The 15,209-nt window shown below is 54.6% G+C and carries 12 protein-coding genes and 1 riboswitch; of the genes, 1 reads left to right on the top strand and 11 read right to left on the bottom strand.

Translation table 11 applies throughout. The annotated features are described in order from the left end of the window. Positions 1 to 13: 13 nt before the first annotated feature. The 3 genes from AC3Y2E_RS24665 to AC3Y2E_RS24655 form a co-directional block, all read right to left on the bottom strand. On the bottom strand, positions 14 to 2,047 hold the full coding sequence (locus AC3Y2E_RS24665) for a diguanylate cyclase domain-containing protein (RefSeq protein ID WP_379215140.1): 2,034 nt from the start codon (positions 2,045 to 2,047) through the stop codon (positions 14 to 16). Between the two features lie 130 nt (positions 2,048 to 2,177). Next, a riboswitch (cyclic di-GMP riboswitch) is annotated at positions 2,178 to 2,270 on the bottom strand. 184 nt (positions 2,271 to 2,454) lie between these two features. Continuing rightward, complete coding sequence (locus tag AC3Y2E_RS24660; RefSeq protein WP_379215138.1) at positions 2,455 to 3,120, bottom strand: HAD family hydrolase; 666 nt, start codon at positions 3,118 to 3,120, stop codon at positions 2,455 to 2,457. 167 nt (positions 3,121 to 3,287) lie between these two features. Next, the gene (locus AC3Y2E_RS24655) at positions 3,288 to 4,256 is read right to left on the bottom strand and encodes an AAA family ATPase (protein ID WP_190924841.1); all 969 of its coding nucleotides are present in this window, start codon (positions 4,254 to 4,256) and stop codon (positions 3,288 to 3,290) included. Between the two features lie 356 nt (positions 4,257 to 4,612). On the opposite strand from AC3Y2E_RS24655, the gene AC3Y2E_RS24650 reads away from it, so the two are divergent. After that, on the top strand, positions 4,613 to 5,899 hold the full coding sequence (locus AC3Y2E_RS24650; protein ID WP_379215136.1) for a polysaccharide deacetylase family protein: 1,287 nt from the start codon (positions 4,613 to 4,615) through the stop codon (positions 5,897 to 5,899). Between the two features lies 1 nt (position 5,900). Here the strand turns inward: AC3Y2E_RS24650 and AC3Y2E_RS24645 are convergent, their stop codons facing one another. The 8 genes from AC3Y2E_RS24645 to AC3Y2E_RS24610 all read right to left on the bottom strand — a co-directional run bounded on the left by AC3Y2E_RS24645 (position 5,901) and on the right by AC3Y2E_RS24610 (position 14,637). After that, positions 5,901 to 6,554, bottom strand: coding sequence for a YdcF family protein (locus AC3Y2E_RS24645; protein WP_379215134.1), 654 nt, complete (start codon positions 6,552 to 6,554; stop codon positions 5,901 to 5,903). 88 nt (positions 6,555 to 6,642) lie between these two features. Continuing rightward, positions 6,643 to 7,296 (bottom strand): alpha/beta hydrolase, encoded by a 654-nt coding sequence (locus AC3Y2E_RS24640; RefSeq protein WP_379215132.1) that lies wholly within the window; start codon positions 7,294 to 7,296, stop codon positions 6,643 to 6,645. A 298-nt stretch (positions 7,297 to 7,594) separates the two neighbouring features. After that, complete coding sequence (locus AC3Y2E_RS24635) at positions 7,595 to 8,140, bottom strand: ribonuclease FAU-1 family protein (RefSeq protein WP_379215130.1); 546 nt, start codon at positions 8,138 to 8,140, stop codon at positions 7,595 to 7,597. 84 nt (positions 8,141 to 8,224) lie between these two features. After that, a complete protein-coding gene (locus AC3Y2E_RS24630) occupies positions 8,225 to 8,878 on the bottom strand; it encodes a peptidylprolyl isomerase (RefSeq protein ID WP_379215128.1) in 654 nt (217 codons plus the stop codon). Between the two features lie 164 nt (positions 8,879 to 9,042). Beyond that, entirely contained in the window at positions 9,043 to 9,936 is an 894-nt protein-coding gene (locus AC3Y2E_RS24625; RefSeq protein ID WP_190924853.1) for an ABC transporter ATP-binding protein, read from the bottom strand. A 3-nt stretch (positions 9,937 to 9,939) separates the two neighbouring features. Beyond that, the gene (locus tag AC3Y2E_RS24620) at positions 9,940 to 12,831 is read right to left on the bottom strand and encodes an ABC transporter permease (RefSeq protein WP_379215125.1); all 2,892 of its coding nucleotides are present in this window, start codon (positions 12,829 to 12,831) and stop codon (positions 9,940 to 9,942) included. A 65-nt stretch (positions 12,832 to 12,896) separates the two neighbouring features. Continuing rightward, on the bottom strand, positions 12,897 to 13,922 hold the full coding sequence (locus AC3Y2E_RS24615) for an efflux RND transporter periplasmic adaptor subunit (RefSeq protein WP_379215123.1): 1,026 nt from the start codon (positions 13,920 to 13,922) through the stop codon (positions 12,897 to 12,899). Beyond that, complete coding sequence (locus AC3Y2E_RS24610) at positions 13,906 to 14,637, bottom strand: ABC transporter ATP-binding protein (RefSeq protein ID WP_190924859.1); 732 nt, start codon at positions 14,635 to 14,637, stop codon at positions 13,906 to 13,908. Before AC3Y2E_RS24610 ends, AC3Y2E_RS24615 begins: the two co-directional genes overlap by 17 nt. Positions 14,638 to 15,209: the final 572 nt, after the last annotated feature.

Genomic DNA, 15,209 nt, shown 5'->3' with positions numbered 1-15,209 from the left:
GGAAAATGAAAGGCTATACTCGGACCAGCCGGTCTTCCTGCGCCGCACCTTCCCGGATCGGGAGCTCGACTTCCACCGTAGTCCCTTTGCCCGGAACGCTTCGGATCGTCAACCTTCCACCGTGGTTCTCCATAATGTTATTGCACACCATCAGGCCAAGCCCCGTTCCTTTATCTTTGGTCGTGAAAAAGGGTTGTCCAATCCGCGAGATCAGCTCATCCGATATGCCGTCGCCTTCGTCCTGCACGCGTACGACAACGTCCTGCTCGGACAATAACGTCGTAACGGTCACTTCGCCGCCGTCCGGCATCGCTTCGATCGCATTTTTCAGCACATTGACGAACACTTGCTTCATCTGGTTCTCATCGCAGCGGATGACCGGGAGATCCTCCTTCTCCACGATGACGATCCGCACCTTGCTGAGGATCGCTTGCGTATCGAGCAGCGTCACCACATGACGAATGACTACCCGAATATCAGTATCCCCAAAAAGCGTCGGACGCGGCTTGGACAGCAGCAAAAATTCATTAAGGATCAAATTGATCCGGTCGAGCTCCGTCAACATGATCGGATAATACGACTTGTTCTCCTTCGGGGACGATTGCAGCAGCTGAATAAACCCTTTCAGCGCAGTAAGAGGGTTGCGAATCTCGTGCGCCAAACCTGCGGCCAATTGCCCCATCACCGCGAGACGGTCGGAGTTGCGCAGCAGCTCTTCGGATTTTTTGCGGTCCGTAACGTCTTTGGCCACTCCGTATATGCCGACGATTTGAAGATCGGCGATAATCGGTATGTTCGTCACGTCCACTTCGACCGTATAGCCTTCTTTATGTATGAGCCTCAGCTCCAGATGCACGGAGTTGCCTTCCATCGCTTCCTGAAAAGATGTCAACGCTTTCAATCGGTCTTGAGGATGAATGAGCGCGACGAACTGGCGTCTGGTTAACTCCTGGGCAGAATATCCGAGCAGCCCGGAGACGGCGGGATTAATCGCCAGCAGCTTGCCTTTGCGGTCGAACGTACAGATCGGCGCCGGATTATGCTCGATCAGGTCGGCCGTTTTGCCGAGATAAGCCGGCAGCTTATGCTGCAGCTTGTATTCATACATATTCAGATCGGCACCGTGCAGCAGTTCCTCGATATGTACCGTCTCTTCGGTTGACGATACCGCTACGCCGACCGAAAAGGACAACGATACCGGAGGCAGCCCGTCGTCGGGGATAAACGACTTGCCGTTCAGCTCGTCCAGCAGCTTTTGCCGCATATTCTCAAACCGGGGGGCATCCTCGACGATGACGACAAACTCGTCCCCGCCCAGCCTCCCGGCGATACCGTTTACATCGCGAATCATCTCCCGCAGGTAGTCGGCGATAAGCATAATGACGCGGTTTCCGATCATGTGGCCGTAGGTGTCGTTGATTTGCTTGAAAAAATTCAGATCGATCAGCAGCACCCGGACCGTCCTGCCGTCGTCCAGCAGTCTTTGACCAAATTGCAGCGTCTGTTGCAGCGAAGCAAGGCCGGTCAGCGAGTCGATTCCGCTCAGATGGCGGTATTCGTTTCGTTCCTGCTCCAGATGTTTAATATAAGAGGCGAGGAGAATATTGGCCAGAGCAATAAACGAGAAAAAAACCAGGTGGGCGATCCGCGCGAACGGTTCCGAGTCGTCGGTGACGGTATACAGATGGAGGCCAACCGCAAGCGCGGCCACTAGCATATACAGGGGATTGGGCATTAGGAGAGCGTACATAAGCAACAGCGGGTAAGCGATGAACAATTCGGCATACCATACGTCAAGCTGCAAGGCTGCAGCGTATACGAATAAAGCAAGCCCCGTCAGCACATAAAAAACGGGCGGCTTCCCCCGAAAAATGACGGAGGCGAGCAGAAAGCCGGCAAATGTACACGAGGCCGCCACGCTTGCGGCATCCGCCTTACTAAACAGAATCGCGCAGACGCCGACGACCAGTGCGAGCGCGACGAACAACCACTTCTCGCTTCGGTACACGGATTGGAGGCACGCCCGTATTAAATCCATACGCTGCATAGGGTTCTTCCCTTTCAACTGCATATTCGAATCCTGCAAACGAACTGCTGCGGAGAAGCCCGCCATATATAAAGCCGCCCCTGAACAGGGACGGCCGATCACAGCAATACTTATCGCTGAAGCGAACGTTGTCGGCAGCCCAGCTGTCATGGCTCATCGAGCGTGGAGCGTTAGACCTGAAGCTTTGCGTCCCTGCCTTTCGGCAAGTTTGCCATTGAGATGATAACGAATGTGACGTTGGTTGTACTCGAAATTTAATATACCATACCTTACCTTTTTTTGAAACTAGAAAGTAAGCGGTACAAGTGCCTGTCGATTCAGGGTAAAAAGTGTCGCAAATCTCTCGTTTCGGCCCGGCATGCGAGCCGCCGGTTCTTACCGGAACAAAGGCCGAACCGCTGCATTCGTTAAACTACAGTCAGCTCGGAGATCAGCCCGGCCAGATCAAGCCCCTCCATCGTCGTCAGACGTTTCCGGTGCTCGCCGAACAGCAGCGCCTCCGTGACCGGATTCGGCACGATTACGCAGTGCAGTCCCGCCCGGTGGGCAGCTAGTGCGCCGTTAGCCGAATCCTCGAACGCGATCGCTTCCCCGGGCTGGACTCCGAGACAACCGACGGCCTGTACATACAGCTCCGGGTCCGGCTTCACTTTTTTCACGTCGTCCTTGGTTCGAATGCACGAGAAACGGTCCAGCAACCCGAACTTCGTTAAGTACCCGGTCACCCAGATCCGGCTCGAGCTGGAGGCAAGCCCGACCGAAAGCCCGAGCTGTGCAGCCTGATCCAGCACCGATATGACGCCGGGCCGAAGCTGCTCCGTCTCCATCCTCTGCAGGAACAGCTCCCGGCGCATCCGGCTGAACGTGTCGCGGTCAACCAGCTTCCCGGTCTGGTCTTCCAAATATTTGTACGGATCGAATACATCCGTCATGTCCGTTCCGATGACGCCGGACCATACCTCCAGCGGGAGCTCCGCCCCATGATGCCGGTACACGTCCTGGTATGCCCTGAATTCATTGGTTTCCGTGTCGAGAATAAGTCCGTCAAAATCAAACACAATGGCTCGAATCATCGTTCAGTATGCCTCCATCCGCTATTTAGCTCTATAAGGATATGGACTCCTATCCCTCCATTATAGCGGAACTTCACCGGCAGCGTAGCTTCAAACCGAAAAAAGCCGCAGCCTGCGGCTCCTTCTACACATTTCCTTTGGCTTGCCGGCGCGTACGCGCCGGTTTTTTACAGTCCAAGTCCCGCACGCGGCTCGGTCCGCATATCCTCGGGTTTAATCGTCATCAGTTCCTGGCGCCCCGGCGAACTATTTTGATACTGGCCGAGCAGCCGGACCGCTTGATGACGCATCGACTTCTCCATCACATTGCGCACGTAACGGGCGTTGCTGAAGGCGGACAAGCAGTTGTTTTTCTCGGCGATCAGCATCTGCCTCAGCTTCATGATGCTTGCCGGAATCAGCGTATACTCCCGTTCCTTCCCCATTAGCTCGGCAATTTGCACCAATTGGTCGATAGAATAATCGGGGAAATCGATCGCGATCGGGAACCTCGAAGGCAATCCCGGATTTTGGGCTAGAAAAAAATCCATCTCTTCCGAATAACCGGCCAAAATGAGCACAAATTGGTTCTTGTGGTCCTCCATCGCTTTGACCAGCGTATCGATCGCTTCTTTGCCGAAATCTTTCTCGCCGCCCCGCGCCAGACTGTACGCTTCGTCAATAAACAAAATGCCGCCCATCGCCTTCTTGACCAGATCGCGCGTCTTAAGCGCCGTGTGTCCGATGTATTCGCCGACCAGATCGGCCCGCTCGACTTCGATCAGATGGCCTTTCTGCAGCAGTCCCATCGACTGGAACAGCTTGGCGACAATTCGTGCGACTGTCGTCTTGCCTGTTCCCGGATTTCCTTTGAATATCATATGGTACACCTGCTGGCTGGCAGCAAGTCCCGCTTCCGCCCGGTATTGCCCGATTTGCAGCAACGCATAAATTTCGAACACCAGTTCCTTTACGTTGTCCAAACCGACCAACTGGTCCAGTTCCTTCAGCATCTCCGCGAACGGCCCTTGTGAAGGCACCGGCTTCCCGCCGGCCGGCTGCTCCTGCTCATGGACGGCCGCAGGTTCCGGCGTTCGGAGCACGACATTGATTTGTCTGGACGATTTGGCGGCACCGCTCACGACTCGACTGCTCATCGGATTCACCTCTTTCCTTCGGTGGTGCAGGCTTGGATCGATTCGCCCGTGTCGGGAAAACCAGCGTGTAACGGCCGGAATTACCCCTGCCTATAATGTACAGGATTAGAAGTTGTCCTATGATCGAAGTGCGTGTCCCCATCCAAAATTTCTTTTACATCCAAACGTGTCAACTGCATACAATAAAGAGTAGTTTTTTCGGTATTTTTTCACTTGGCCTCGCGATTCGGGTATGGTAGACTTCACGTAAAAGCGCTGCTTGCAAGGCGCGGCAGGTCATCCATTCCCGTTGAACTGCAGCTTGGCACCGGATTGGGAAGCTTGGTTTGACGGATTGAATAGCGAGGAGGATTTCCATGAAGGAACGTCTCTTATTGTCTTTCACTCTGCTTGTTGTCGTATACACACTCGTTCCTTGGGTGATGACGCGAATATTCTCGATCGGCGTATTCCGCAAGGGATCGGCCGGCAACCGGATCGCGTTGACCTTCGACGACGGTCCCGACCCGGAATACACGCCGCTTCTCCTGGATCTTCTAAAAAAACATGACGTGAAAGCGACGTTTTTCGTCCTTGGCGCCAAGGCGGAGCGGCACCCCGATCTGATCGGGCGCATCCATAGGGAAGGCCACCAGATCGGCATACACAACTACAGCCACAAGTCCAATTGGCTGATGAGCCCCTGGTCGGTACGGCGGCATCAGGTGGAACGGTCGGCCGATATCGTTTCTTCGATTACGGGCTCCAAGCCCGCTTATTACCGGCCGCCGTGGGGCATATTGAACGTCTTCGACTTATTTACCCTGAAATCTTATAACATCGTCTTATGGTCGGTTATGCCCAAAGACTGGCGGAGCCGGATCGCCCGCAAGAAGCTGAAGTCCAGACTGGAAACCCGAATTCGCGAAGGATCGGTCATCCTCTTGCATGACAGCGGGCAGACGTTCGGAGCTGATCCTGACGCCCCGGCCCATATGCTGACAGCGCTGGACGAAGTGATCGCCGGAATGCTGCAAAAAGGACTGATTCCCGTGCGTGTGGACGAACTTCTTGAGGAATCGGCAGAGTACAGATTGGGGATTATCAAGCGGGTGCTGGTCTCGATCTGGATGGGATGGGAATGGTGCTTCGTCAAACTGTTTCGTGTCAAACCGATCGATTCGATGAACCCTCTGCTCAAAATTCGCATCCGCGAATACCAGGGCAGGCAGGCGATCGCGCTTCCAGACGGGGAACAGATCCGCAAAGGGGACCGGGTCGCCGAGCTGCATCTCGATAATTACACGCTGTATCAGCTCGGTCTTCATTCACGCAGCCCGGTCCAGTTGGCCACCCAGTTGATCCGGCAAACGCGGCTGCTGATGCCGGAGATCGGAAAGCTCATGCTGACCGATCCGTTGTACCGGGACGTCAAAGGGCTGTACGCGATCACCATGATCCACAGAGGGTCCAGACAGCTCGGATTCACCGTCATCGATCTGCCGAACGGACTGTTCGCCCGGGTTACCCGTACGTATTTGCGGCTCCTGCTCTATGTAGTGCATCCGAACGGCAAGGATCGTCTAAAAGAAAAAACAGCGCTGCTGGAACCGAAAATTGTCGCGATCTCCAAAAATGAATTAAAGCTCCGCTATACCGCCTGAATCAGTCCACCGGCCGCATCAGCCATTTGTCCGCGATCCATTTTGTGTAAGCAAGCGTCTCCCTCGCTTTGTGCCATGGCATCCACATGACGTTAGACTTCGTCAACGAAACTGAAGCCTCCCGAATTCCGACGAAGCGGGCGATATCCATCGCCCGCGCGCCATGGTATTCATGGGTGACGATCACCGGAACGCTCCAGCCTTCCCGATCCATAATCCGCTTACTGAACCGGAGGTTCTCGTAAGTACTGGTCGATTCCCCTTCCTCGTATACCGCTTCCGGCGCCACGCCGCGTTCAGTCAAATACCACCGCATCCCTTCCGCTTCGGTAATGGTAGATCCGTTCGCACCCAGACCGCCTGAGACGATGATCCGGCTCACCTGCTTCGTTTCGTACAAGCGGTAAGCCTGATCCAGACGTTCGCGCAGCGCCGGGCTCGGCCGGTCGTTCCACAGAGCGGCTCCAAGCACGATCGCCACATCCGCCGTCTGGACGGGAGCGCGGCTTTGAACGTTATGGATCAGCCACTGCACATACACGACCCATAGGATTCCTATGGCGATCAGCGCCAATACGATCGTTCGGAATAGCCGGTAACGTTTGCGTTTGCGCTTTTCCCCGCTGTAGGAGACCGCGCCGGTAAGCCGGTTCATGCACTTCCCCCCTGATACATCGCCGCCCGTGTGAGTCGGCCTACTCGGATACAAGCAGAGAGCGCCATCACCCGTGTATGGCGCTCCTTTATTCGGACAAAAATTGCTCCACGGTGTTAAACAGACTATCCGCTTCCTGGTCGAGACAGATCAAATGCTTGGATTCGGGAAAGATCCGGACCTGCTTCGGCCCGGGAATTTTGTCGGCAAGCACAAGCGCGCTATGCGGATGAATGACCGGATCTTTTCCGCTCTGGGCGATCAGCGTCGGCACCTGGATGCCTGCCCACATCGGCTTGGCCGAACGGACCACCCGCATAAATTGCAGCGTCGCATTCAGCGGCGTTTGCTTGATCTTGACGAGCCGCTGCCATTCCTGATCCCGGAACGCACCCGCCACCTCCTGCAGAAATCGCCGCGGACTTACATAGATAGCCGCTGCGTTAAGCAGGACGAGTCTGCGGACCGGATACCGGTTCGCGATGTGGGCGGCGAGGATGCCGCCCATCGAAAATCCGATCAGATCGAATTCCCCGTGCTGTCCGGCAATGATCCCCGCTTCTTTGTCTGCGGCTTCGATCCAGTCGATCCAGCTAATCCGCCGAAGCTGATCCGGATCGTCGTGACCCGGCAAGGTGGGCAGCACGCACGTATATCCGGCCGACCTCAGATGCAGGGCAAGCGGCTCCAGCTCGAACGGCCCGCCTGTAAATCCGTGAAATCCTAAGCATATTTTGTCCATTCTCGTTCCTCGCTTGCTTATGTTCCTATAGAGGTTGTTCAAAAAGTCCACTTTTGATCACGAAGCAAATCCGGAAGCCTGCTCGGCATCGAATATGGAATTCAGCCGGAACTTCCGGTGCTCACGTAGCTTTCACTACGCTCCGCTCCTCATTTCCTAGCTTCATCCCATCTTCTCGGTGCTGAAAACCGGCCTCTTTGAACTCGCACTATTAGAGGTTGTTCAAAAAGCCCACTTTTGATCACGAAGCAAATCAGGAAGCCTGCTCGGCATCGAATATGGAATTCAACTCGCACTATTAGGATTCTTCGTTAAGCTCCTGCAAATGCATATCCGCCAGCAAAAGAAGGTCAAACGAACCGTTGCGGTACTCCTCCACCACCTGATTGCATGTCTTCCAGGCCAGCTTGTAGTCGCTCTCGTTCAGCTCCCCGCGCTCCAGAGCTTCCTCCAGACGTTCCTGATGAAGCACGTACAGCTGGCCGTCCGGCAGAATGACGATATTCAGATACAAGTCGTCATACCATGGAATGCCGGAATCGGTGACGCCCTGACATTTGCAGATGTCGACAAACCATTGTACGACGCGATCCTCCTGATCGTACATCGAGGACAACGTGTAATGGGCGTATTCGGGAAAATGCTGCAGCCATTTGTAGCCGTCCGAGGCAATGCATATCTCTGGCTGCTCCGGGCTGTACCGCTTATACAGCGGCGCTTTTACTTTCAGCATCTCACATAAGGTGACCGTACCCGAAAATCCGATCGTTCTTTTCGATACGACCGTAACTTGCTTCTCTACGATTCTCCCCCAATCGGTTCGATCCGCGTATTTTCGAATCAATGGAATCCCACCCTCTCCCGGGAGTACAGGGCCGGCGCGATGTTCCCATCAGCTTCACCCGGTCCGCGCGCCGCCGTACCCGATTTATTTCTCGCTGATTTCGATCGTATTGATTTTAACTTCCTTGATGGGCGAGCTCATTGCGCCATCCCCGCCGAGCTTGACCGGTACCTCAGAGATTTTCGTGACGACATCCATTCCGGACGTCACTTGTCCGATGATGGTGTAATCGGGCTTCTGGTTCAGATTGGAGCAGGAAGCACCGGAACAGATAAAAAACTGACTGCCGACGGTGTTAGGCCCTGAATTCGCCATCGCAACGATTCCCGGCTCATACTTGCGGGTCGTCTTCAGCTCGTCCTCCAGCTTGTAGCCCGGACCACCCCTTCCGGTTCCCGTCGGGTCGCCGGTCTGGATCATGAAGCCTTTAATGACGCGATGAAAGATGACGTTATCGTAAAACTTTTCCTTGGACAAAAAAACGAAGCTGTTCACCGTCTTGGGCGCCGTGTCGTTGAACAGACTGACCGTGATTTTGCCTTCTGTCGTATCGATGACGGCTTCATACTTTTTATCGGATTTAATCGTCATCGGCGGCGGCGAGCTCCAGCTTTTGGCCCCTTCGGCCGCTCCTTCTCCCGCGTTGCTTGCGGGCTTCTCCCCGCATCCGGCGATCGTAAGCACAAGCGCACCAACGATTGCCATCATTCTAAGCGGTTTAACCGGTTTACCCCACATGTGTCCCACTCCTTGGTTAGCCTTTTCTCGCCCCAAATTATACCACTGGTGCCTTACTTGTATCAAATCGTGAATTGCCCGCCGCCTTTTGGCGCAGCCGCACAACTCGCCAAATCGCGAAAAAACCCCGCACGGACGGGGTTTTAACGGTTTCGATCAGCCGGTCATTTCGAGACCGTCTCGTTTTGCGGCGGCAACAGGACGATTTTCCCGTCCTCCAGCGTTACGACCATCTTATTCGAATTTTTGACGCCGACCGCTTCCAAATAATTAGACGGGATTTGCAGCCGTCCGGCCTTATCCAATATCGCGTATTCCACATGCGTCTCCTCCTCGACCGCCATCCCCTGTTCCAGCTCGGCGAGCTCATCCGCGTAAGAGCGGCTGCGGATAAATTCCGAGGACGTTTTGCCGTCGCGGATCGCTACGACGCGATCGACCTTTTTGGCGAGCAGCGGGTCGTGGGTGACGATAACGACGGTCAGACCGAGCGACCGGTTCAGCTCACGGAACAGATCCAGAATCTGGTTCGACATCTTCGTATCGAGCGAACCTGTCGGTTCATCAGCGAGCAATAGACGAGGATGGTTGGCCAGTGCGATCGCGATCGCAACCCGCTGCTGTTCGCCGCCTGACAGCTGGTTCAGCTTGTTTTTGGTCCGATGCCCCAGCCCTACCGCTTCCAGCAGCTCCAGCGCTCTCAGCCGGCGTCTGCGGCCTTGCAGCAAGATCGGCAGCTCGACGTTTTCCAGTGCCGTCAGATAGGGGATCAAATTCCGGGCGTTGTTTTGCCAGACGAAACCTACTGTCTCACGCTTGTATTTGACGATGTCCTTCTCGGTAAATTTCAACAGATCTTTGCCGTCCACGACAAGATTGCCCGCGGACGGGCGGTCGAGACCGCCCAGCATGTTAAGCAGCGTCGACTTCCCGCTGCCGCTGTTGCCGATAATCGCCATCAGCTCGCCGGGCTCGACATGCAGATCGAGACCTTGCAAGGCGACGACTTCCAGATCGGCCACCTTGAATATTTTGACCAGATTCTCGCAATGAATCATCGATTAATCCTCCCCCAGCTTGACGGCCTGATGAATTTTGATTCGAGAGAGAAGATGGCCTAAGATGACAAGTCCGATGATGATCATGCCCGTTACGATCATATACAGTCTGAACGAGTCGGACGGATCGAACAAAACCTGGAACGGCGGAACCTGCGTCGCCGGATTAAACGAAAGCTGGAACAGCGGCACGAACAGAACGCTGGTGACGTTCCCGATGCCGGCTCCGAGCAGGAAAGCCGCTCCTGAAGTAAGCACCTGCTCCGTAATGAGCATGCCGATCAGCTGCATGAACGAGATCCCCATTGCCCGCAATATGCCGTATTGCAGCACCCGGCCGTTGAGCGACAAAACCCAATACAGCAGGAAGCCGAAAAAGCTGATGACGACGCTGATCAGAAAACCTAATGTCATGACGCCGTTAATCGCCATCTGAAACGGATCGTTTTTGGCCTGGGTCAGCTCGTAACCGGTATCGATAATATTTTCAACCGGTATTTCCTTCTCGTTGATCGCCTCGTTAAATACCGTTCTCGCATTCGGCTCATCCTTCAAGTCGATCCATACCTGATAGGGTTCCAGCGCGATCGTACTCTGAATATAGCTCAGATGTCCGACGACGAGCTTGGGCAGCTCGGGTTTTTTGTTGCCGGATGCCTGCTGCTGCGGGTTCGGGTTGAACGTCGGCCAGAAATCGATAATGCCGTATACGGTGAACGGCTTATACGTCACGTTGTTCCAGCCGATGTAGATCGAGTCCCCTTCCTTGACGCCGGCTTCCTGGGCCATCGAGCGGGACACCAGGACGGCGGAAGGCTCCGTCGATATCAAGTTCAGATAATCGTAAAAATGATGCTCCAGCAGCCTGTCTTTCATGTAGACGGTTTTGCCGAACTCGTCAGTATCGACGCCCATCAGCTTAATCCGCGACGTCGATTTCCCGATCTGGACGTTGGCATCGTCCTTGACGAACACTTTGGCGGCGTTCTCCACGCCCGGAAGCTCCGTAAACACCTGGAACGGCGGCTCCGTATACTGAATCCGTTTCGGCCCGGTGATCGGCAGAGCGGACGTTTCCGCAGCTTCCTCCCCGCCGGCTTCCTCCATGCCGCCCATCGAAGGCGGAGGCGCATCATTCTCCCACTTGATGTTCATGATGACGTCCGTACCGTTTTTGTACCGCACCTTCTCCAGTGTATTGCTGTTCATCGTGCGGGCGGCACTGGCGCTGAACAAGCCGGTCGCAAGCGTCACCATCAGGAAGACCATCAGGAAGTTGTACTGCGTGCTCGAACGGCCGACCTGAATCAGCGTCGAGTACAGCGAAGGCGGCCACACCCTGCGTCCGATCCAGTAAACGAGCCGGATGAAGAGCGGGTAGATCCGCAGCAGCAGCAAGCCGAGCCCTAACGTAAACAGCGCCGGAACGAGGAACAGCAGCGGGTCAACCTTGAAACTGGCCGAGTCGAGTCCGAGCGACTGTAGATCGCTCATCCGCCGTTTAAACGATTGTAGTCCGTAGATCGATATTCCGAGCAGGACGATATCGAGAAAATATTTGTGCCAGAAGCTCAGCTTCGTCATCCGCGCCATCTGCTGCTTATGTCCGACGATGGAAGTACGGGTGGCGAGAAACGCCGGAATCAGCGTCATGATCAGGGAGAACGTAACGGCGTATAAAGCATATTTATAAGCGGTCGCGTTCAGCTCCACAATCAGAGCGGACCTCTGGACAAACTCCAGGAAGCCGTTGGACGCTCCGAGCAGCTTGGTGATCAGCATTCCCACATAAGGACCGATAATGTAGGCGACGACTCCGAGCAAAATCCCTTCGATCACGTAGCTGAGCAGCACTTGAAGGCGGCTCGCGCCGCGGCTCCGCAAGACCGCAATCTCCGTCTTCTGCCGATCTACGATCAGGTTCGATACCATGAACAGGTAAAACCCGAGCATGATCATAACCGGAACGTTCAGCGACCACAGCATGACGCGCAACTGCTCCTGGCGGTCCAAATATTTCGAGATGACGCTCAGCGCCGGCGCCTTGATCGATTGGCTGTTGAACGTGTTCGTCACATACCCCTCGATCCGGTTGTGCGTACGGATGAACGATTCGATCGACTGCATATTCATTCTCGAATAGTCGAACGCAAAAAACCAGAAGCCGGAGCGCATCGAGATATCGGTTTCGCTGCTATTCGTGATCGTCTTCTCGAACAGCTCGAAATCCATCAGGAACGATCGGCTGTAGCTTTCGACCGACGTATACCAGAACAGGTCGTGCTCGTCCTTCGGATTAATAATACCGACCGGCTTGACGGTGATCGGCTTTTTGATCCGCTCGTCAGCAATAATAAATTCGTTGCCGAGCACCATTTTCAGCTGGGTAAGAGCGCTCTCCACGACGAGAACTTCGTATACGCCGTTTACCGGCTCCTTGGCCGGCATCACACCGTCCACCAGCTTGATATGCTGCTCCAGATTGGAGAAGGCGACCAGATCCGCATTCCGCCGGACCTCGGGATCGACCCTTTCCGTATCGATCGGCTTGAACGAGAACGTATCCGTTCCGCGCTCCGTCACCTGTTCGAGAATCGGCAGGGAGAACCGGTCTTTGACCGATTCCATAAATGCGTCCACCTGACGCGTGCTTTCCCCGTTTTTCTGCGGATCGTCGTCCGTCAAGTACAGACCAGTGCGATGGGTGACCGGATAGGCCCCGGAGCTCACCTGATAATTTTCCAGTTCCTTCACAAGCATCCGCTGCAAGATCGCCTCGGTGTAGATCGGCATGCTGCTGACCAGCGCCACGGACAGCACGAGCCCGAACAGCAGGCTGAGCTCCAGCCATTTGTTCTTGAGCATTTTGCGAAAAATCATAACAAGTATGGCCACGAAAACGGATCCTCCTTCCGAGGGGGCGCTTCATATCGGCGCTAGAGCGCAACGGCTCCTGTATGCTATTGCAGGATAAGCTTCTGCCCTTCTCTAATGCCTTTAACGATCTCGATGCCGCTGGTCGTTTCCAGCCCTTTCTCGACGTCCACCTCTTTGATGCTGTCGCCTTCTAGCACCTTGACGAAATTACGTCCCAAATATTGCGACAATGCGCGCGGAGGAATGATCAGCACGTTATCCTTTTGCCTCGTTACGATGTTGATATCCGCATTGGCCCCCAGCTTCAGCTCCGGCGGATGGTCCTGGACCTGAATAAATATCGTTTTCGAATACCGTTCGGCCAGCTGCTTGTTGTCGGTAGCCGGCGTATTGGACGGCGACTGTACGACTTTTCCTTCCAGCTTTTGTCCTTTGATCGTTACTTCCACCGAGACGCCGACTTGCACCTCGAGCATATCGGACGTATTGCCAGACGTGTAAGCCAGCCGCACCGAGTTCGGATCGGAGATGATGACATAGGTTTTATTCGCCTGCACCGAATCGCCCGGCTTCGCCGGATCCACGAACGTGATCATCCCGTCCATCTCGGCGCGCAGCGTTTTCCCTTCCACCGCTTTCCTCGCGTCGCTGAGCCGCAGCTCCGCTATATTCAGCTCCATGAGCCGGATTTTCATCTTGTTCGTATCCTGGGTTTGCTTGGCCTGTTCCAGGTTGTACACCGCCTGCTCGTAATCGCGCTCTTTCTCCTTCAGCACGATGGCCGAGTCGCCCGGATCGAGCACGATGAGCGGATCGCCCTTTTTGACCGGCGTGTTGTTGAGTACGAGCACTTCCTGGATTTTACCGGATACGCCTTTAAACTCATGATTTTTAACGTTCGTAGATTCGACTGTCGCCACACCCGAAATTCGTTTAATAATCGTGCCGCTTTTCACTTCGACGATCTCATAATTTTCTTTGACCGGCTTCACCAGCGGCGGCTTCAACGGTTCCTCCTCCGCCGGTACGAGGGAGCAGCCGGCACAAGCGGCGACGACGAGTACGGAGACCATAACGCGGCGAGCGTAAGCTTTACCCCTGATCGACAATTTGCCCATCCTCCAATGCGTAAACTTGATCGACGATTTCCATAATGGCAGGATCGTGCGTAGTGATGACGATCGTCATCCCTTCCATCTGTACGAGATCCTTGAAGATTTTAATGATCTGCAACCCCATCTTGCTGTCCAGCTCAGCTGTAGGCTCGTCAGCGAGCAACAGCTTGGGACGGTGCGCAATCGCTCTCGCAATAGCGGTCCGCTGCTGCTCCCCGCCCGACATCTCGAAGGGACGGTGGCTCATTCTGGCTTTGAGCCCCACGCTTTCAAGCGCCCGCTCCGCCATTTCCCGATGATGTTTCGTCGGCGTGCCGGCGATCCGAAGACCGAACTCCACGTTTTCGTAGGCGGACATAAGCGGCATAAGCGCAAACGATTGGAAAATGAAGCCCATCTGTACACGTCGCAGTTCGTTGCGCTTTTTCTCCCCGAGTGTCGTAATCTCCTGACCGCCGAAGTAAATCGCGCCTTCCGTGGGCACATCCAGAGCCCCGAGCAAGTTGATCAGCGTCGTTTTACCCGAGCCGGACCGCCCCTTCAGCGCAACGAGCCGTCCGTACGGAATCGACAGGTTCGCGCCCTTCAGCGCGTGGACTGCGCTTGGACCGCGCCCGAACACCCGTTTGATGCCGACCGCCTTCAGAATTGGCTCGCTGCCCTGGGTCGAATCGTACAGCGCGATGTCGGTCTTGCGAATCGTCTCCATCTATATCCCCCCACTTAGCGCTGCTGGCCGAATGCATGAAACGTCAAATTACCTTGATGTACATACTGTAAACGTATTCATCCGAACATAAAAGGAACTTTTTGTTGGAAATGGGGGGGGATTTGTTCGATTTGCCTGAAAACGGGAGCAGCCAAGGGGCTGCCGCTCTGTATACGGCACACTCCAGCGGCGTGCAGCGCTTGTGGAGCGGGGCTTGAGGAGTTGGGCTTGAGAACGGGGCTTGATGAGTTCGGCCGCCCCCAATAAGGGTCTATAGTACCCTATTTCCGGCCGATTCACAAAACGAAGCGACATAGAGGCGGTTTGCACCCCTTATTTCAACCAACGGATGGTGTCTGCACCCTTTTCGCCGATTTTAGCAGCTTCAAACCGTTCTTATTTCGTCAGTCGAACCGGTTTTGGACAAAATAAAGACTGCAAACCACACTAGCGTTGCATAAAAGCTAACATCATAAAACATCTTCTTTTATTTACTAATAATGTTAATAAATGATGCATTTTCATGGTAAACAAATAAAAAATCTCCTATTGTAAGAGTAAGGCATGTTATC

This window comes from Paenibacillus sp. MAH-35 (genome assembly GCF_058135425.1).
This window is presented reverse-complemented; position numbering and strand designations above follow the sequence as displayed.

Excerpts from the sequence above, each read along its gene's own strand:
- AC3Y2E_RS24665 (WP_379215140.1), bottom strand. The coding sequence starts at position 2,047 with ATGCAGCGTATGGATTTAATACGGGCGTGCCTCCAATCCGTGTACCGA.
- AC3Y2E_RS24660 (WP_379215138.1), bottom strand. The coding sequence starts at position 3,120 with ATGATTCGAGCCATTGTGTTTGATTTTGACGGACTTATTCTCGACACG.
- AC3Y2E_RS24655 (WP_190924841.1), bottom strand. The coding sequence starts at position 4,256 with ATGAGCAGTCGAGTCGTGAGCGGTGCCGCCAAATCGTCCAGACAAATC.
- AC3Y2E_RS24650 (WP_379215136.1), top strand. The coding sequence starts at position 4,613 with ATGAAGGAACGTCTCTTATTGTCTTTCACTCTGCTTGTTGTCGTATAC.
- AC3Y2E_RS24645 (WP_379215134.1), bottom strand. The coding sequence starts at position 6,554 with ATGAACCGGCTTACCGGCGCGGTCTCCTACAGCGGGGAAAAGCGCAAA.
- AC3Y2E_RS24640 (WP_379215132.1), bottom strand. The coding sequence starts at position 7,296 with ATGGACAAAATATGCTTAGGATTTCACGGATTTACAGGCGGGCCGTTC.
- AC3Y2E_RS24630 (WP_379215128.1), bottom strand. The coding sequence starts at position 8,878 with ATGTGGGGTAAACCGGTTAAACCGCTTAGAATGATGGCAATCGTTGGT.
- AC3Y2E_RS24625 (WP_190924853.1), bottom strand. The coding sequence starts at position 9,936 with ATGATTCATTGCGAGAATCTGGTCAAAATATTCAAGGTGGCCGATCTG.
- AC3Y2E_RS24610 (WP_190924859.1), bottom strand. The coding sequence starts at position 14,637 with ATGGAGACGATTCGCAAGACCGACATCGCGCTGTACGATTCGACCCAG.